The organism is Shewanella atlantica, from assembly GCF_003966265.1.
In the GTDB taxonomy this organism is placed as follows: domain Bacteria; phylum Pseudomonadota; class Gammaproteobacteria; order Enterobacterales; family Shewanellaceae; genus Shewanella; species Shewanella atlantica.
In genome coordinates this window covers 1,001,842-1,020,103 of sequence record NZ_RXNV01000001.1, presented here as the reverse complement: position 1 = coordinate 1,020,103, position 18,262 = coordinate 1,001,842, and the positions used below count along the sequence as shown (strand labels likewise).

Here is an 18,262-nt window from a genome sequence, read left to right as displayed (position 1 = left end):
AAAGCCACTTCAATATATCTCAATCAAGGAGTCGAGAAGTGGCTTGTCATACTTTAATAGTGCGGTGGTGGCGCCTCTTCTGACTGACTTGCCATATTGCTGGGTTCCACCGACTGCAGCTTAGTGATAAGAACACGCAGCTGTTGCTGCTGTGCTGCAATCAGGTCATTGAGTTTGATTACCTGTTGGTCCAACTCTTCGATAGTCCCCTCTTGAAATGCTAGTTTCATTTCAAGATCTTCGACTCTTCTTTCTAATTGATCCATTTTTACCTCTAATGGATGGGTACTGGCCAGGTCTCGACCAGGCCATTACTGCTGATGCTGATGATCTGATTAGGATCCTTGTTAGCGACAGAGTATACAACGGCTCCCTTAATTTGGGCACGTTTGGTTCGCTGAACTTGCCAGTTGGCGATTTTTTGCCCGGTTTCGACATTCCAGAGTATGACCTCTCTCGCCGGCGTTCCCGTGATAAGCATGGTGTCATTATTTGAGAATCTAGCCGTTGAAAAGTTCATTTTTCTGCGAAGGATCTTTAACTGGCTGATAGATTCTCCACGCTTATTGTCAATAATCTTAGCTATATTGGTGCTATCTCCAATAAATGACAGGCTACCCGATCGGTTCAGCGCAACGCTGATGATGCGGTTGTCCAGCTGCCAGTCATGTATGGGTTGGCCTGTGATGGCATTCCATAAGATTGCGTGCTGATCGTTTGAGCTTGTTAAGGCGAGTCTGCCATCGGCCGAAAGTGACACGCTGTTCACTTTTTCAGTATGACCAAGGAATTTTATCAGTGAGCCGCCATTGGGGCGAAGTGACATGACGCTGCCATCGTTGAGGCCAATGAGTAGGGCACCGTTATTCGCGACGGCTACACTCTGACCCGAGGAGGGAAGTGACCACCATCCCAGCGAGCTGCCATCGGTAATTTTCCACAGTGCGACCGAGCTTCGACTCATCGATGCGGCAAACGCCTGATTTGGCGATATTGAAGTGTCTACGGCGCTGTTGTTTGCTTCTCCGTGGATCCAGGTAAACTTCTGTTGATTGGTTTTCAGATCCCATAACTGTAAGCCACTGTTGGCAGTGCTAACCAGGGCGAGGTCACCTTGTTCTGACAGGCTAGCATCGTAGCTGGGCTCGGTGATTAACTGGTGAGTCTGTATGGCTTTTGGCTGACAGGCGGTGATGAGCAGAGTACAAAAAACAAGCGTAAAGATTTTTTTCATGAACTTGCTCCGTAACCTGTTGTCTGTAGCACAAGTGAAATTACATTTATCTATGATGCGCAAACTTAGATAATGTAATTGGAATAACGTATTTAACTAGTATAAAGTGGTTCGCCTTATAAGAGTAAGGTTATTGTAACTACAAGAAGATGCTGAGGAAGCTTTAATGAAATCAATTTATAAAATCTCGCTGGTTGCGTTGGCCGTTATTGGTCTGTCTGCTTGTAACCAAGAACAAAAAACAGCTGAAACTGCTGCCAATGTCGAATTGAAAACAGAAGCACAGAAAGAAGCCTACAGCGTCGGCGCCTCTATCGGTAAGTATATGTCAGGTCATATCAAAGAGCAGGAAGAGTTAGGCTTGGCCGTCGATCGTAGCCTTATCATTACAGGTTTTACCAATGGCCTTAACGATGAGTTAAAGCTCACCGAAGAGGAGATGCAGACAGTTCTTCAAGGCCTTGATGAGAAGCTTAATGAAAAGCGTCAGGCACAAGCTACTGCACTTGCAGAGAAAGCCTTGTCTGAAAGCAAAGCATTCTTAGATGCGAATAAGGTTAAAGAGGGAGTTGTTACAACTGAATCAGGTCTTCAATATGAAGTCATGACTCCGGGCACCGGTGATAAGCCTTCGGCTGAAGATACGGTTGAAGTTCATTATGTTGGTACACTTACCGACGGCACCGAGTTTGATAGCTCAGTAGCACGAGGCGAGCCTGCTAAGTTCCCACTTAACCGCGTGATCCCTGGTTGGACTGAAGGTGTTCAATTAATGCCTGTTGGTGCTAAGTACAAGTTCGTTATCCCTGCTGAACTTGCTTATGGCGACCGTGATACCGGTTCGATCCCTGCAAATTCAACATTAGTATTTGAAGTTGAGCTGCTTTCTATCGAAAAAGCGGGTGCACCTACTGCCGAAGCGGCAACAGATGGTCACGCTCACTAAAAAGTCGACAGGTATAGAGCCACTACCTTATTCCGGCTCTAAACTCTCAACTTGAATAGATCGGCACCCTTATTTGCGGGTGCCGTTTTTTTTCTGCTAAATTTGAACTGTTCACCAACTTTCGTTTTTTCACTTCTCATTTCATGGACAGTTGAGCAACCGATATCAATAGTATGCGCATTAACGGCAGTAACAGACCGCGGATCGATTGAGACTGGTGAGCCATTTTTCTCTCCGGCTAAAATGATGAGGACGTTAATACTCTGCAGTGGATAGGCCATAGATACGTCCCATATACTCAAGATACCTATCAGGTCATAGCCCCAAGCCCCTGAAAATGATACTCAGGAACATTGGGCGGGAGCGCTGGATAGTTCTCTGTTTTGGAAAAGAGATGCCTGCTTCAATCAAATACCGGCGGCGAGTGAAACTTTGGCACTTGATAGGGAGCAAGAGTTTTTCAGTAATGGTGAGCAATCAGCGTAATTTAGACAGATATGACACATCTTATCCTGCATTGGGTTAGAATTAGATTAGATAAGTTTTCAGGTTTAAGATTATGGAATATGAATTTCGACGCAATACTTTAACGGGAACCGTACTTGCCAGCTTTAGTATGGATCATGAGGCGTTGGGTTTTTGGTTTGCAGAGGAACTCGGTGAAGATACTGATAAATACGTTGAAATTTGTCAGATAATAGCTCAACTGCAATCTAGTCGTCTCCCTCAATGGAGATGGGTCGGCAAAGCATTGTCGCTTGAACTTGACGGTGAGCAAGCCAGAGTATTTGCCAATGAGCTTGAAAATGGTGAAGAGGTTGAGTTCGAGGAATCTATGTCACTCTACGATGGTGAATCGGAAGCATTTTGTGGTTTAGAAGATTTCTATGATGCCTTGGTGAAGTGGCGAGAGTTTTTAGATGAGACTCGTTAATAATCGGACATTATAAAAAAGGCAGCCCTTGGCTGCCTTTTTTACTTAAATCAATAGCATGCTATTGATTTAAGTATCTTACCGCCATCTCAGTTCTCGATTTCGCGTTGGCTTTTCTCAGCAGGTTCTTAACGTGAACCTTTACCGTGCCTTCACTTATGTGCAGTAGCTCTGAGATCACCCGGTTACTTTTCCCCTCGGCTACCTGCTGTAAAATCTGCAGTTCTCTTGGAGTCAGGTTATTCAACCACTCCTCTTCTTCGGCCGCATCTTTTAACTCATAAAGATAATCTTCGACCGATTCGCTGATCACCCTGTGACCCTGCATCGCATTCTTAAGTTTTTCCAGTAATAGATCCGGCTCAGTATCTTTTAACAGGTAGCCATCGGCTCCCGCTCTTACTAAACGTATAACATCTTGTTTTGCATCGGATACAGTTAAAATAACGATGCGTGATGTCACGCCCTCCTGGCGTAAACCATTTAGCGTATCGAGACCCGTCATTCCTTTCATATTTAGATCTAAGAGGACAATGTCGGGTTCATTTTCTTCGATGGCAGAAAGCGCATCTAAACCACTACCTGCCTCACCAAAGAGGGTAAAATCTGAGTCAGAGGTGATTAGTTGGCATATCCCACGGCGAAGCAGTGGGTGATCATCGACAACGAGAACGGAATATGGCTTACCCATGTTTTATACTTCCTCCTGCTGAGGTGTGGACATCAGAGTCGTTATTAGTCTTATTTATCCAAAGCAAGGCTTTGATTGTATTCTTCATCTAAGATGGTTCCTGCTGAGGTGGGAAGGTGAGTGTGACCGTTGTTCCCCCCTCAGGGTTACTGCTGAACTCTACTATACCCGATAAGCGGCTGGCACGCTCATGCATAATGCCTATTCCAAAATGTTGGTCTCGCTCCCTTAACTGTTCAATGCCTACACCATCATCGCTGATACTGATTGTGACATCGGTAGGCGAGCTCATAAAGCAGCGGATATTGATATGTTTTGCATCGGCATGTTTGATGGCATTGAGCGTTGCTTCCCTCGTTAGTTGCAGCACATGAATATGTTGATGTGCGCCCAATAGCTGAAGAGGCAACTTGTAGTCCAGTGAAATAATGACATTAGATTGCCCACGTAACTGTTCTAGCATGGCTTCGATAGCATGACTTAAATTAGGATCCTTGATCGTTAACCTGAATGTAGACAGAAGCTCTCTGAGCTGTACGTAGGCGGTATTAACTCCTTCGTTGATTTCAGATAACTGCTCCTCAACTTGAGGACTTCTGCAGGCACTGTCTAACCCCTTTGATAACAGGTTTACCTGAATCTTAAGAAATGAAAGCAGTTGGCCCAATGAATCATGCAGTTCCCTTGCGATAACCCCGCGTTCCTCCATCAAGGCAAGCTGTTGCTTCTGCTCTCCCGCGCTGTAGATCACTATGGATCGCGCAAGCATGATGGCAAAGTTCTCAAACAGAGGATGGTTCGGCTGCTCTGTGGAGATGACCTCAAGGTAGCCAAGTTCGTTGTCTTCGAATTTCAAAGGGAAGTTGAGTTGATTCGATGCCGCGAGTGGCCAACCGCCATCGGCTTCAATGACCTGTTTCTCTTCGTCATCCTGACAGATGACTAAGCGTAAAAAACTGTGGGGCTCATGGGCCCTTAATTGATTCAAAGCTTGTTTGAGGGTGTCGATATCTAGTGTGCCCGAGTGCAACATGACCAGGTTATCGTAAAGCAGTGTGAGCTCGTCATTGGCACGTGTCAGCGCATGTGTTTTCTCTTTTACCTGTGATTCAAGATCTTTATACAGGGTTGAAAGTTCCTTGGCGGTGCTCTCTAAGGCATTGCTTAGTGCACTAAGTTCAACATAGTCGGTTGGTGGCATTTTTATATCAAAGTTACCTTTAGATATCGTATTTGCCGACTCCATCAGTTTATGGAGAGGGGTCACGACTTTCTTTTTGGTAAAGCGAACAGCCAGGAAAGCGATAAACAGCATTAAACCGAGTCCAAATATCTGACTGGCTGCCAGGAGTTTAATTTTGAATGCGGCGTGGTGCTCCATCTCCAGAACTAAGAGATCTATGGTGTCAACGAAATCCTTCAGCGCCGCTGCATAGAGGCGGGAATTTTCCTCCTGGATGTAGTGCTTCATCAATTTCCATTTGCTGATCACTAACTGGTATTGATCCGTCGAAGCTTGAGAACTGTACCAGGCTTGTGAACGTTTGAGTGCATCTGAGTATAGGGTGTTTTCAAACTCCTCAATTTTTTCATCCGCCTCATCACTGCCTGAATTTGCGTAGAACATCAGGCGATAACTTTGCATACGCAAAGAGCCAGATGCGTTGATGGCTTTCGCATCTCCGAGACTATACGACAAATTGATTATAGAGAATGTTGCTAACCCGCTCGATAAGAGAATTAAAGTTAACATTAAACCTAAAATAGTCGATGTTAAACTGCCTTTTTTCATTATATAAAAACTCACTAAATTAGTATTTTACGCTATTTTTTTATGAGAGCTCTAAATTAGTTAACTCTTGAGCTCATTAACAAAAATGCAAAAGTGTGACCAACAGCACATTTACATTTTGATCTACCGCATACTTTGCATCGGATACCCACTTAGGGGTATATTTTTAATGTCATTAAGGGACTAACTTTGGCCTTGGAGATGATGTGGTTATATAAGACTACTATAAAATAACACGGAGATGAGATGGTGAGAAATTTAACTAAAAAATCCTTTGCATTAAGTGCATTGGTCGCTGCGAGCTTAATGGCTTCCGGTGTGATGGCAAGCGATAAGACTGAGCCTCGTAACGAAGAATATAAAGATAAGTTCTCTAAGCAATATAACAGCTGGCATGATACTGCAGAAAGCAAAGAAGTTGTTGATATGCTGGAAGAAGTTCCTAGCCTTGTTGTATTGTGGGCAGGTTATGGCTTCGCCAAAGATTATAATGCTCCACGTGGTCACATGTATGCAGTGACTGACGTACGTAACACATTACGTACCGGCGCACCTAAGGCTGCTACAGACGGTCCAATGCCAATGGCATGTTGGTCTTGTAAGAGCCCTGATGTACCGCGTGTTATCGAAGAGCAAGGTGAAGATGGTTACTTCACTGGTAAGTGGTACAAAGGCGGCGCTGAAATCGTAAACACTATCGGTTGTGGCGATTGTCATGAAAAAGGTAAGTCTAAGTTACGTGTCTCTCGTCCATTTGCCGAGCGCGCATTTGAAACACTAGACACTCCATTTGCTAAAGCGTCTAAGAAAGATAAGCAGTCAATGGTTTGTGCTCAGTGTCACGTAGAGTACTATTTCGAGAAGACTAAAGATAAGAAAGGTTTCGTTAAGTTCCCTTGGGATCAGGGCGTGACTGTAGAAGCGATGGAAACTTACTATGATAACCTGGAGTTCAAAGACTGGACTCATAAGGTATCTAAGACTCCAATGCTAAAAGCACAGCATCCTGGTTATGAAACTTGGAAGCTAGGTGTACACGGCAAGAACAACGTAAGTTGTACTGATTGTCATATGCCTAAGGTTAAGAATGAAAAAGGTCGTAAGTATACCGATCATAAAGTGGGTAACCCATTTGATCGTTTCGAAGAGACTTGTGGTACTTGTCATGAGCAGAGCAAAGAGTTCATGGTTAACCTGACTCACGAGCGTAAAGTTAAAGTTGCTGACCTGAAAGCACGTGTTGAAAGCCAACTTGTTAAAGCTCACTTCGAAGCGAAAGCTGCTTGGGATGCCGGTGCAACAGAAGCTGAAATGAAGCCAATCCTGACTGATATTCGTCATTCACAGTGGCGTTGGGATTATGCGACAGCCTCTCATGGTGTTGCAGCTCACGCTCCGGATGAAGCGTTACGTGTATTAGGTACTTCAGTAGATAAAGCGGCCGACGCTCGCGTTAAGCTAGCTCAACTACTTGCAGCTAAAGGCGTTAAGCAACCAATTGCTTACCCAGATACTTCTACCAAAGCTAAAGCACAAGCTGCTCTAGGTATGGACATGAAGAAGCTGAACTCTGATAAGGCTGACTTCAAGAAGAACACTCTTCCTAAGTGGGATGCTGAAGCTAAGAAGCGTGAAGCAACTTACTAAGTAAGTTAGCTCTGTAAAGAGCGATATAGAAAACCTGCATAGAAAAAGCCCTCGTCGTAAGACGGGGGCTTTTTTATTGGACTTGTCCTGAGGTGGTTATATAGATTGATATTATTCTATTTTATCAACCTCAGTAGCTGTTTAAATCTTTCTCCTACGGCTTCATGTTGCAACTCAAATAGCAGTGACTCCATATTGGTAATCTGGGCACCTCTCGCTTGCATCATCTCTACACCTATTTGTTTGTTCCCGGCCGTTCGGGATGACACAGCGTCTATCACTAAGTGAACACCAAATTCATTATCGAGCAGGTCTCTGCAGGTTTGATAGACACAAACATGGGTTTCAATGCCGACTAATATGATCTGTTTGCGATTTAAGTCCTGCAACTGCTCTCTGAACTCCTGGCAGTTCCAGGCGCTGAAATGTTGCTTGCTGATGGGGTTACAGGCTTCGATTAATTGTTCATACAGTATAGGACTCGTCTTGCCTAACTTATCCGGAAGTTGCTCTAACCATAGGGTCGGAATGTCGAAGAGACGTAACCCTTGAATAAGCTTGAATACCTTTTGATGTAACGACTCGCTTTGTTCCATGACATTTGCCAGGGTTCCCTGAATATCGATGATAACGAATACACATTCTTCGGGTTTTAGCATAAGGGATGTCCATACATATTTTTGATGAATCCATAATAGCTTCTACAGTGCGCAGTCCAATTGTCTTTTGGTCTAATAGGTCGTGTGAATTGTACTGCGCTAACTTTGTGCGCCTCCTGAGTAAACGCACTTGTTTGGTGCATAAAAATCAACGAGAAGGTTCGTTATTTTATGTAACCAATTAAAAGTTAACGTTTTGTTAACTTGGCCTGATGATTGAATCAGTCATCTATAGAAGTGCGTAGAAACTAAGAATAATTTATTTGGGAGGTCGGTATGAAACTGGTCAGTGCAATCATTAAACCATTCAAGTTGGATGATGTCCGTGAAGCCATTGCGGGTGTAGGAATCGAAGGGATGACGGTAACTGAGGTTAAAGGTTTCGGTCGCCAGAAAGGACATACGGAGCTGTATAGAGGCGCAGAGTATCAGGTGGACTTCCTGCCAAAAGTTAAGCTCGACATTGCGATTAAAGCTGAACACCTCGAGTTGTTAATTGAGTCTATAACCAATGCTGCACGTACCGGAAAGATTGGAGATGGCAAAATTTTTGTTACCGATCTCGAACAGGTTATCCGTATTCGTACGGGCGAGTCTGATAGTGAAGCACTTTAGAGGAGAAACGTGATGGAAGATTTAGTCAAGCTAGGAGTAACGGTTTCAGAGTTACGATTCGCGTTAGATACTTTTTATTTTTTAATTTCAGGTGCTTTAGTGATGTGGATGGCGGCGGGGTTTGCCATGCTTGAAGCCGGCCTTGTAAGGTCTAAGAACACGACGGAGATCTTAACTAAGAATGTCTGTCTCTACTCCATCGCCTGTGTGATGTACCTGATAGTGGGTTATAACATCATGTATGTAGATAATGGCGAAGGCGGCTGGTTGCCATCCATCAGTACCTTGATCGGGAGTCAGGCGAGTGATGCCGACCATGCTCTGGAGTCGGACTTTTTCTTCCAAGTCGTATTTGTCGCTACAGCGATGTCAATTGTATCTGGTGCGGTTGCCGAGCGTATGAAGCTCTGGGCATTCCTGGCGTTTTCGGTTGTAATGACAGGCTTTATCTATCCGGTAGAAGGCTATTGGACATGGGGAGGAGGGTTTCTCTCTGAAGCTGGCTTTGTCGATTTTGCAGGTAGCGGAATTGTGCATATGGCTGGTGCAGCCGCCGCCATTGCCGGCGTACTCCTACTCGGTGCACGTAAAGGTAAATACAGTGCTAGTGGCCAGGTGAATCCTATTCCGGGGTCAAACTTACCAATGGCTACATTAGGTATGTTTATTCTGTGGATGGGTTGGTTCGGTTTCAATGGTGGCTCGCAACTGTTGGTCTCTGACGCTGAAAACGCAACGGCCGTAGCTAAGATATTCCTGAATACAAACTCTGCAGCGGCATTCGGTGCGGTATCTGCGTTAATCGTATGTAAGATGGTTTGGGGAAAGGCTGATCTGACCATGATACTAAACGGCGCCTTAGCCGGGCTGGTTGCGATCACGGCAGATCCATTATCACCTTCTTTAACCTTTGCCGGTATCATAGGGCTTGCAGCTGGTGGCCTTGTTATCTTCTCTATTGTGGCGTTAGATAGGGTTAAAATTGATGATCCTGTGGGTGCAATTTCAGTTCACGGTGTTGCAGGTTTCTTCGGTTTGCTCTTGGTTCCGTTCTCTAATGCTGATGCCACGATTCTGGGGCAACTTTATGGGGCTGGTGTTATTTTTGCCTGGGTATTTACGGCCTCATTTGCAGCCTGGTATCTGTTAAAACTGACTATGGGGATCCGTGTTAGCGAAGAGGAGGAGTATAAGGGAATGGATGCCTCAGATTGCGGTATCGACGCTTACCCTGAATTTGTTTCGGTGAAGAGCGCACGCTAGATTCTAACGATTGGTGACCAAAACAGGGCTTATACAGATTGGTATAAACCCTGTTTTTTTGTATGATGAACAAAGTGGGTGCTTTTTGTACAGGTTAGGAATCAGGAGCATTAGGGTATGATTGATCTTTTAAGACTGAAGCAAGTGATGTTTATCTTAGCTGCGGCCATGACTTGTACCGTTTCTGTTTCCACTGAGGCCGGGCAGGTTGTGGTACGAAAATCGAGTGAAGCTTTCAATGCTTTTGCAGTAAGAGATCAGGTCTTGCGTGAGCATGAATGGCGCGAAGCATTGAGGATGCAGCAGCAAATTAATATCTTGCAGTCATTACCTGTAGGCTGCATACCTATGGTGCGCCCCTATGCCTACTATTCCTGTGGTGGCAATTTCTACAGACCTTATCAGTATCAGAACAAAGAGCTCTATATTCAGATAGACCCCCTTGACTCCGAATCACCCTCTTTACACAAGTAGTTTATGTTAGTCTGCGGAAAAGAATATGAGGCTGTTAATGTTTTGTAACCTTTCGCTGTTGCTTGTTCTTTGTCCAATGTCATAAGCTAGGGCTAGGGTATTGAAGTTTCTAAGTTGGATTCCAATGGAAAAATTCCTTTCAGTCATCAGCCTGCTTTTCTTGCTCGTCCTTCAGGGATGCAGCGCCACTTCACAGCGTACTTCTGTCAGTAATATTGAAGAATATTTTTATGATGATTACTTTGAGGATGTCGCAAGGCTTCCTCAGCCGAATGATCTGTTTAAACTTCCATCCGAGGCGAGTAGTGAGCTAAGGCGTGAACTGGCGCGGAATAATATTCAACGCGCAAATAACGTGTCTGCTAATGAATGGTTAGCGGAATATATAAACGCCGAAGAGGGGGCCTTTCAATATCGTGACAATATGACAAGAGTCCCCAGTGAAACTTTTAATGAACGTGCGGGTAACTGCTTATCTCTGGTGTTATTAACTTCAGCTTTAGCCGATGTGCTTAAAGTCGAAGTTGAATTTCAAGAGGTTGAGGTACCGCCCGTATGGGATAAGCAAGGGGATTTTTATCTTGTTAATGGTCACATTAACTTGAGGCTGCTGCCTCCCAGAAATAGCGATACTGTGCATGTGAGGAAGCGGGCTATTCAGGTTGATTTCCTACCTGAGCGGGCTGTACGTGGCTATGGTAAGAAAAAAATCAGTAAGCAGACTGTGATAGCTATGTTTTATAACAACGTAGCCGCAGAGTCTCTGGTTATGGGGGATTATGATAAGGCTTATGGTTTGTTAAAAATGGGCTTGCAACAAAAACCCGACTTTGTACCCGCGTTGAATACTTTGGCTGTGCTGTATCGTTACAAAGGTTTAGAGCTGGAGGCTGAAACTCTATATAAGCTCGCATTAGCTGTTAATGCTAACGATATGAACGCCTTGTATAATTATGCGGTAATGCTGGGGGATCAGAATAGGTTGGAGGAGTGGGCATTGGTTCACAAAAGGCTGGAACTGGAACGCATAGGAAACCCCTATTATTACTATGATATGGCTCAGCAAGCCTATTTTGATAAAGAGTATCAAGATGCCTTGCTATGGTATAAACGTGCGGTGGCTAAGGCCGATTATCGACATGAATTCTATTTCGGGTTATCTAGGGCTTATTGGAAAACCGGTGACGAACGACGAGCGCAGCAGAATATGCAAAAGGCCTTGAGTCTCACTCACGATGAGAGTCATAAATTACGTTATCAGTCCAAATTGCATGCGATGAAGAGCCATTAATTTCAATAAATATACTTCCTCTATTTTTAGCTGTCTGTGGCCCTGGGAGGGTCACAGCATAATTAGTCCTAAATACAATTCTATCTTACCTGGCCGTTAATACTCCCTCTTTGGCTTATATGCTTTGGTTTACATGAGGTTTCGGGAATCCAGCTTAGCGTTAGGGCTCACGTAGTGCGACTGATGTTTAAAGCAAAGGGCAAAGCCCTTTATGCTGCACTGGATGCTTTCGATATACGACTGCATGGTCTATTTTGTTCCATACAAAATAAGACATTTCCTGCATCCATGGAGGTCAGATGCAGGAGGTAGAGCAACGCAGGAGCTTGTTGCCGAGAATAACTATTAGCTTCAATCATCTTATAGCCACATGGATGTGGCGTATGTCTATATTGCAGGAACAAATATAGCCCTTGCCTACAGAGCTTTGAATTCTCGCTGAATGGTCATGTACTTAATGCAATTGGTATTATGCAACAAAATAACAGCAGTCAGGATCGTAAAATGGAATGTATATTATAAAATTTGAAAAATTATAACTATAATTATCAGCCTGTTAGTATGTAATTTTGTTAATTATACATATCTTGATTGCATTGTAATCTAATACTGGATAAATTGAACTTAGTAGCGCTGTTGAGAGACCTTTGTTTAAACGTTAGCCGGAGTAGATTAATTACTATGTATTACCAAAATGATGATGTTCGAATTAATAAGATTAAAGAGTTATTGCCACCAGTCGCGATCCTTGAGCGATTTCCGGTGACAGAGAACGCATCGGCTACGGTTTTTAATGCGCGCGAGAGCATACATCAGATCTTGAGAAAAAAAGATGATCGCCTCTTAGTTGTGGTTGGCCCATGTTCTATTCATGATCCTAAAGCCGCTCTGGAGTACGGTCAGAAACTCGTTAAATTACGTGAGCAATATAAAGATCAACTTGAGATCGTTATGCGGGTTTATTTTGAAAAGCCACGAACCACTGTCGGCTGGAAGGGCTTGATCAATGACCCATACATGGATAGTAGCTTTAAGTTAAACGACGGCCTAAGAACTGCTCGAAAATTACTGCTGGATCTCAATGATATTGGTATTCCTACTGCCGGTGAGTTTCTCGATATGATCACGCCTCAGTATGTCGCAGACCTTATGTGTTGGGGAGCGATTGGGGCAAGAACAACCGAGTCTCAGGTTCATCGTGAATTGGCTTCCGGGCTATCTTGTCCAGTCGGATTTAAGAATGGCACCGACGGCACTATTAAAGTAGCCATAGATGCCATAGGGGCTGCAAGTGCGCCGCATCACTTCCTCTCGGTGACTAAATATGGGCATTCAGCGATAGTTGAGACCAAGGGCAATCCTGATTGCCATATCATACTCCGTGGTGGTAAAGAACCTAATTATAGTGCCGAACATGTTGCTGAGATTAGTAGTCAGCTAGATAAGGCCGGCCTAGATCTCAATGTGATGATCGACTTTAGTCACGCAAATAGCTCGAAAGAGTTTAAGCGTCAGTTGTTGGTTGGTGAAGATGTTGCGTCTCAGCTAGGCGGTGGTAACCAGAGTGTTTTTGGTGTCATGATTGAGAGTAACTTAATCGAAGGTCGACAGGACTATATCGAAGGTCAGCCATTGTGTTATGGCCAAAGTATTACCGATGCTTGTATTGGTTGGGATGATACTGAAAGTATAATGGCAACCCTCTCACAGAGCGTGGAGGCTCGCAGGTCGTCGAAATAAATGGAATTATGATTAACGACTCGAAAGTAAAAAAAGGAGGCTGATGCCTCCTTTTTAGTCAAAAAATTCTCATTCCACATAAAAACATGTATTATTAATTAGTTATAGATATTTTGATTGTGCTTAATTGTCTATAGCTTTAGTCGGATGAGCCTATTAATCTTGATTGTGATTGACCAGATATTCATTGGCTTTTGCAAGGCTGCCAAACGAAGCAATAAGGTTATTTTGACCTTTTTGTTGAATATCACTATCACCTGATTGGGTCATCATCCATATCCAAGTTTGGATAAGAGGCAGTGGTGGATATTGAGATTTTGATGAATCCAGCATGTAAGTTTCCTTTAATAGCTAATTAAGGGTGAGATTGGCTTCCCTTACCTTATTCGCCCGAATGATTCCTATACCTAGACGGTTTGATGATGAAGTCGGTATCAATATGCGACTTAGGTATAGATCAAAAGAATATCAAATTATTTTCTTATGTTTAACAAGATTTGCCGTCATCTGGCATATTTACAAATAAAAAAGCGTTTACTAGTTCTTTTGTTGGTTTGAATATCAACTTTTGTCAGTCTAAAGTGCTACTTCTGTAGTTGCGAGGATTATCTTCGCCGTTATTTTTAGCGGGGCTCTTTGACTGAATACCAATCGGTATAGCAAGAGCTATCACCTAACACTGCCACTCTTTAATAAATGGAACTTTCATGCGTCCCTCTCTCTATTTCGATGGCCCAATAGACAAATTGAACTGGCAAGTCCTTAAGTTACTTTGGCCGTATCTTTTCGAGTTCAAATCGAGAGTGGGCTTAGCACTGCTTTGCTTGATAATTGCTAAAATCGCCAGTGTTTCTTTGCCATTTGTGTTGAAGGAATTGGTCGATACATTAAGCTCGGCCTCAGCAGAGCAGATGATCAGTGTGCCGATTGCCCTTGTTATCGCTTATGGGTCGTTGCGATTACTTAATACCTTGATCTCTGAGGTTAGGGATACGCTTTTTGGCAGAGTAACCGAGCGTGCAATAAGGCGGTTAGGGCTATCCGTTTTTGAACATCTTCACCGATTGGACTTAGAGTTTCACCTGGAGCGAAGAACTGGTGGCTTATCCAGAGATATTGAGAGAGGGACCAGTGGCATCAATTTTTTGATGCGTTTTATGGTGTTCAATATCGTGCCAACAATTCTGGAGATAGCCTTGGTTGTTGGGATCCTGTTTTATAATTATGGTATCGCCTTCGCTGCGATAACTTTAGCTTCGGTGGCGGCATATGGACTATTTTCAATTTTTGCGACTGAGTGGAGAACGGAGTTTGTTAGAGAGGCTGCCAGGGCTGATTCTCGATCCAACTCTCGTGCAATCGATAGCCTGCTTAATTATGAGACGGTTAAATACTTTAATAATGAAACCTATGAAGCCAATCGCTACGATAGTGCATTAGCCGATTGGGAAGATGCAAAGCGAAAAAACCGCCTGTCTCTTTTTGCACTGAATGCCGGGCAGGCATTAATCATCTCTGTAGCTATGACCTTAATGTTAGCACTCGCTGCTTACCATGTTGTTGAAAACACCATGACCATAGGTGACTTCGTACTGGTTAATGCGTTTATGATGCAACTTTTTATTCCACTTAACTTCTTAGGTTTTGTCTATCGTGAAATACGGGGAGCGCTGGCCAATATCGAGAGAATGTTTGGCCTGCTGGATCGTGTTCCTCTTATTGAAGATAAAGTCGATGCTAAAGCTATTAAGCTTTCCCGTGGAGAATTGAAGTTTGACAAGGTCTGTTTTAGTTACGATACCAGGCCTATTTTGAATAGTGTTAGCTTTACTGTCTTGCCCGGGCAGAAGATTGCAATTGTGGGTGATAGTGGCGCAGGTAAGTCGACCATAGTTAAGTTACTTTTTCGCTTTTATGAGGTGTCATCGGGGAGCATCTCTCTGGACGGCATAAAAATCGATGAATTAACCCAGGACGCGCTGCGACAAGCTATCGCTATTGTGCCGCAAGACACGGTGTTATTTAATGATTCACTGTTAGAAAATGTTCGTTATGGTAGACCCGATGCGACTGATGAGGAGATAGCTGCGGCGGTTAAGATGGCTCATCTTTCTCATTTTATTGAGGCACTGCCCGATGGTTGGCATACAAAGGTGGGTGAAAGAGGCTTAAAGTTATCAGGCGGAGAAAAACAGCGAGTCGCTATTGCCAGAGCCATACTCAAGGGGTCCCCTCTGCTGGTCTTTGATGAGGCTACTTCTTCTCTGGATAGCCATTCTGAGCAGGCTATCTTAAATGCCTTGAAAGAGGTGGCAAAAGGCCATACTAGTTTGGTTATAGCCCATAGACTGTCAACCATTGTAGATGCAGATCAAATTGTTGTGTTGAGTAAAGGTCAGGTCGTTGAAACCGGTGATCATCTATCTCTGTTAGCCAATAATGGTTTGTATGCCAAACTGTGGAATATACAGAATCAATGATTAGCTACTTTTAACCATAGTTCTATTTGGTACCATCGCGGATCGCTATAAATAGGCTAATAGTTCAGCATAGGTTCAGTTTACGTTTGTATAATATCCAGTATTAACCAATAACGACTATGGCGAGATGATAGTGATGAAGAATATTCCTTTACAAGTCAACATAGAAGGTCAGACGAGCTGCGTAGATACGGATTGGTTAGCCATTATGGCAACCCTGAAGAAGCGTGGTTTACAGCAAGATGAACTGATGGGTGTATACCTTGAATTAACATCCGGAATGAGAGTCACGACAAGGGGTCTGAGCTTAGCCAAAATCAATCCTAACCTGGAATTGCACGGTATCATTCGTGAAACGAAGTTTTCGGCAAACGATTATGCCGGTATGATGAGGGCGTAACCCTTATTCATGCTTAGCCTGATGAGGTTTTAGTCCTGATGTATTGTAGTGCTGATATTGATATTGTTATCAAGGTTAGCACTCAGATTTTTGTGGAATGCCTTTATTTATCTTAGTTGACTATTTCGAGGTTGATTATTTCGAGCGCCAGCCATCGCATGACAAGCGGAACTTGGCCGGCTCTTCATCTAACCGATGAAGCCTGATCACCTCGCCCTGTCTGAAGCAAACCGTTTCCCCTTCGATAACAGTCAAACGTTCGCAGTTTTGACAACTTAAAGAACGCTTCTTCGTTGATGGTATCTGGCTTACATATCCTAAACCCAATTCAAACTCCTCCATGTGCTTTCTCCTAACTGAATTCGTTAGTTACCCGCATCAATGGATTCTGAAGCATAAAACCCGAAACGTCTAGCACGGATTTGTTTTTTATTAATTGATCCAGCTCGTGTTTGGTTGTTATTGTTTTTCGATTTTATTAAGTGAATATTATTTAGGCTCTTAGGGATAAGGAATATGCCTGATAAATCATGTTTGCTTCAGGCCCATTTTTCCGGATATTCCTTATTATTGACCATAAGATGTATGTGATAACTCTACTTTGTTAGTTTCTGATAGCGAAATAATGTACATATTCGAGTATTCATCTTCATCGATAGGATCGATTTCCGGCCCACCCAGAGCAGAGATAATTAATGGGAGCGTATTTGAATGACCCGCAACCAATACGTTACCCGTTTGGGCTTGAATTGTTTTCACGGTTGCTTCTATATGTGCAGTTATGCCGGAATTAATATCAATAATCATCACAGGTAACTCCCTGTGTTCACTCATTGGATGAAGCGTTTCCTGTGTTCGCTTAAATGGTGTGGCGATCAATCCACTGAGCTGTGTCTTCTCGAGAGTGGAAAGTAAAGATTTCGCCCGTAACTCGCCTTTTAGGCTAAGACTCGGATCTTTGGAACTCGATGCAGCTTTCTCAGCATGCCTGACTAAAACGATAATTTTATTAGCCATTGACGATATAGAGTCTTGAACCTCTTTAGCGTATAACCCGTTAGGGATCAGAGAAATAAGGCCGAGGCACAGAATTAACAGTCTCATCATGTTGCTCTTTTTTTTGGGGGGGGGCTTGTAACGATAGCTAATCGCAGCTTAATAAAACAGAAATTATTATGATTAAATCCTAAAGTAGATTAAAAAATAGCCGATAATAGTTAAGTGGAAATATCTTTTTGAGAGGCTGTAATGGAAATTCGTAATCATGGCGCAGAGGTGTCACAAGTAGCTCGCAATAAAACTGAGTCAACTGAGAACCATGGTAAATCGGTATCTGAAGTTGCCAAAGGGCAAACTGCATTCGCTGCGAGTAGGCAGATGGTTAACAAGCAAATTCTTGTTGACCAGCAAGAGGTTAACCTAAGCTCTGCTGATGAGCCTATGGTGTTGTTATACCGTGCGGCCATCGAAGCAATCGATGAAATATTAGCGCCCACTATGGGGGAGAACGCGACTCAGTCAGCTTTTGAGCGTGGCGTCGATCATTCTCCGGAAGCGACGGCAGATAGAATTGTTAGTTTCGCGACTCAATTTTTTGTTTTTCATCAGGAACAAAATTCCAATATGGATTTCGACGAACAGCTCAATTCGTTTATGGATATTATTGGCGGAGCCATCGATCAGGGGTTCAGTGAAGCTAAGGATATTTTGACTGGCCTTCAGGTTCTGGAGGGAGATATCGAATCTGGTGTTGAACAAACTTACTCCTTGGTTCAAGAGGGGTTGGCAGCATTTAGAGACAGCTTTAACATCGGTGACGATACCGAAGCATAACGTTGGTGAACATCTTCTTTTAAGCCTCACCCGAGGCTTTTTTATCGCTTATTTATGTACGACTGCATGGTCTATTTTGTTCCATACAAAGTAAGACATTTCCTCCCCTGACCCGTAGGGATATGGGAAATGTCTTTAAAGTGTCTGGAACACTTAAGACCGTGGGTGTCAGATGCAGAAGGTATGAGACCATGGATGGGCGAAGGTAGAATAATGCAGGAGCAATTATCGAGAGTAATGCAGGGCCGTTACCGAGAATAACT

At 43.5% G+C, this 18,262-nt stretch carries 19 protein-coding genes; 11 read left to right on the top strand and 8 right to left on the bottom strand.

Going from position 1 to position 18,262, the window contains the following annotated elements:
* Positions 1-53: 53 nt before the first annotated feature.
* Positions 54-266: a SlyX family protein gene (locus EKG39_RS04450; protein ID WP_126504516.1), complete on the bottom strand. Its 213-nt coding sequence runs from the start codon at positions 264-266 to the stop codon at positions 54-56.
* Positions 267-274: 8 nt separating this feature from the next.
* Positions 275-1,234, bottom strand: a complete 960-nt coding sequence (locus EKG39_RS04445; protein WP_126504515.1) for a WD40 repeat domain-containing protein — start codon at positions 1,232-1,234, stop codon at positions 275-277.
* 166 nt (positions 1,235-1,400) lie between these two features.
* Here EKG39_RS04445 and fkpA point away from each other — a divergent pair, with 166 nt between their 5' ends.
* A complete protein-coding gene (gene fkpA / locus EKG39_RS04440) occupies positions 1,401-2,180 on the top strand; it encodes an FKBP-type peptidyl-prolyl cis-trans isomerase (RefSeq protein ID WP_126504514.1) in 780 nt (259 codons plus the stop codon).
* A 38-nt stretch (positions 2,181-2,218) separates the two neighbouring features.
* Here fkpA and EKG39_RS23320 read toward each other — a convergent pair whose 3' ends face one another.
* Positions 2,219-2,461: a hypothetical protein gene (locus EKG39_RS23320; protein ID WP_185817514.1), complete on the bottom strand. Its 243-nt coding sequence runs from the start codon at positions 2,459-2,461 to the stop codon at positions 2,219-2,221.
* Between the two features lie 278 nt (positions 2,462-2,739).
* On the opposite strand from EKG39_RS23320, the gene EKG39_RS04430 reads away from it, so the two are divergent.
* Entirely contained in the window at positions 2,740-3,114 is a 375-nt protein-coding gene (locus tag EKG39_RS04430; protein WP_126504513.1) for a YacL family protein, read from the top strand.
* A 61-nt stretch (positions 3,115-3,175) separates the two neighbouring features.
* On the opposite strand, the gene EKG39_RS04425 is transcribed toward EKG39_RS04430, so the two are convergent.
* Both EKG39_RS04425 and narQ read right to left on the bottom strand, forming a co-directional pair.
* Positions 3,176-3,805: a response regulator gene (locus EKG39_RS04425; RefSeq protein ID WP_126504512.1), complete on the bottom strand. Its 630-nt coding sequence runs from the start codon at positions 3,803-3,805 to the stop codon at positions 3,176-3,178.
* Positions 3,806-3,893: 88 nt separating this feature from the next.
* Positions 3,894-5,597, bottom strand: coding sequence for a nitrate/nitrite two-component system sensor histidine kinase NarQ (gene narQ / locus EKG39_RS04420; RefSeq protein WP_126504511.1), 1,704 nt, complete (start codon positions 5,595-5,597; stop codon positions 3,894-3,896).
* 246 nt (positions 5,598-5,843) lie between these two features.
* Here narQ and nrfA point away from each other — a divergent pair, with 246 nt between their 5' ends.
* Positions 5,844-7,244 (top strand): ammonia-forming nitrite reductase cytochrome c552 subunit, encoded by a 1,401-nt coding sequence (nrfA, locus tag EKG39_RS04415; protein ID WP_126504510.1) that lies wholly within the window; start codon positions 5,844-5,846, stop codon positions 7,242-7,244.
* Positions 7,245-7,360: 116 nt separating this feature from the next.
* Here the strand turns inward: nrfA and EKG39_RS04410 are convergent, their stop codons facing one another.
* The gene (locus tag EKG39_RS04410; protein ID WP_126504509.1) at positions 7,361-7,903 is read right to left on the bottom strand and encodes an isochorismatase family protein; all 543 of its coding nucleotides are present in this window, start codon (positions 7,901-7,903) and stop codon (positions 7,361-7,363) included.
* A 276-nt stretch (positions 7,904-8,179) separates the two neighbouring features.
* Between EKG39_RS04410 and glnK the strand changes: the two genes are divergently transcribed.
* The 5 genes from glnK (at position 8,180) to aroG (ending at position 13,286) form a co-directional block, all read left to right on the top strand.
* The gene (gene glnK, locus EKG39_RS04405; RefSeq protein WP_126504508.1) at positions 8,180-8,518 is read left to right on the top strand and encodes a P-II family nitrogen regulator; all 339 of its coding nucleotides are present in this window, start codon (positions 8,180-8,182) and stop codon (positions 8,516-8,518) included.
* 12 nt (positions 8,519-8,530) lie between these two features.
* Positions 8,531-9,781, top strand: coding sequence for an ammonium transporter (locus EKG39_RS04400; protein ID WP_126504507.1), 1,251 nt, complete (start codon positions 8,531-8,533; stop codon positions 9,779-9,781).
* Between the two features lie 147 nt (positions 9,782-9,928).
* A complete protein-coding gene (locus tag EKG39_RS04395; protein WP_425470134.1) occupies positions 9,929-10,255 on the top strand; it encodes a hypothetical protein in 327 nt (108 codons plus the stop codon).
* Positions 10,256-10,379: 124 nt separating this feature from the next.
* Positions 10,380-11,546, top strand: a complete 1,167-nt coding sequence (locus EKG39_RS04390) for a tetratricopeptide repeat protein (protein ID WP_126504505.1) — start codon at positions 10,380-10,382, stop codon at positions 11,544-11,546.
* A gap of 681 nt (positions 11,547-12,227) precedes the next feature.
* The gene (aroG, locus tag EKG39_RS04385) at positions 12,228-13,286 is read left to right on the top strand and encodes a 3-deoxy-7-phosphoheptulonate synthase AroG (RefSeq protein WP_126504504.1); all 1,059 of its coding nucleotides are present in this window, start codon (positions 12,228-12,230) and stop codon (positions 13,284-13,286) included.
* Between the two features lie 156 nt (positions 13,287-13,442).
* On the opposite strand, the gene EKG39_RS04380 is transcribed toward aroG, so the two are convergent.
* On the bottom strand, positions 13,443-13,619 hold the full coding sequence (locus EKG39_RS04380) for a hypothetical protein (protein ID WP_012141285.1): 177 nt from the start codon (positions 13,617-13,619) through the stop codon (positions 13,443-13,445).
* A gap of 374 nt (positions 13,620-13,993) precedes the next feature.
* Between EKG39_RS04380 and EKG39_RS04375 the strand changes: the two genes are divergently transcribed.
* Positions 13,994-15,766 (top strand): ABCB family ABC transporter ATP-binding protein/permease, encoded by a 1,773-nt coding sequence (locus EKG39_RS04375; protein ID WP_126504503.1) that lies wholly within the window; start codon positions 13,994-13,996, stop codon positions 15,764-15,766.
* A 136-nt stretch (positions 15,767-15,902) separates the two neighbouring features.
* The gene (locus tag EKG39_RS04370; protein WP_126504502.1) at positions 15,903-16,166 is read left to right on the top strand and encodes a hypothetical protein; all 264 of its coding nucleotides are present in this window, start codon (positions 15,903-15,905) and stop codon (positions 16,164-16,166) included.
* Between the two features lie 567 nt (positions 16,167-16,733).
* Here the strand turns inward: EKG39_RS04370 and EKG39_RS04360 are convergent.
* Positions 16,734-17,273: a phosphoglycerate mutase family protein gene (locus EKG39_RS04360; RefSeq protein ID WP_126504500.1), complete on the bottom strand. Its 540-nt coding sequence runs from the start codon at positions 17,271-17,273 to the stop codon at positions 16,734-16,736.
* Between the two features lie 141 nt (positions 17,274-17,414).
* Between EKG39_RS04360 and EKG39_RS04355 the strand changes: the two genes are divergently transcribed.
* Positions 17,415-17,999 carry a DUF5610 domain-containing protein gene (locus EKG39_RS04355; RefSeq protein WP_126504499.1) on the top strand — a complete coding sequence of 195 codons (585 nt, stop codon included), beginning with the start codon at positions 17,415-17,417 and terminating at the stop codon, positions 17,997-17,999.
* Positions 18,000-18,262 lie beyond the last annotated feature (263 nt).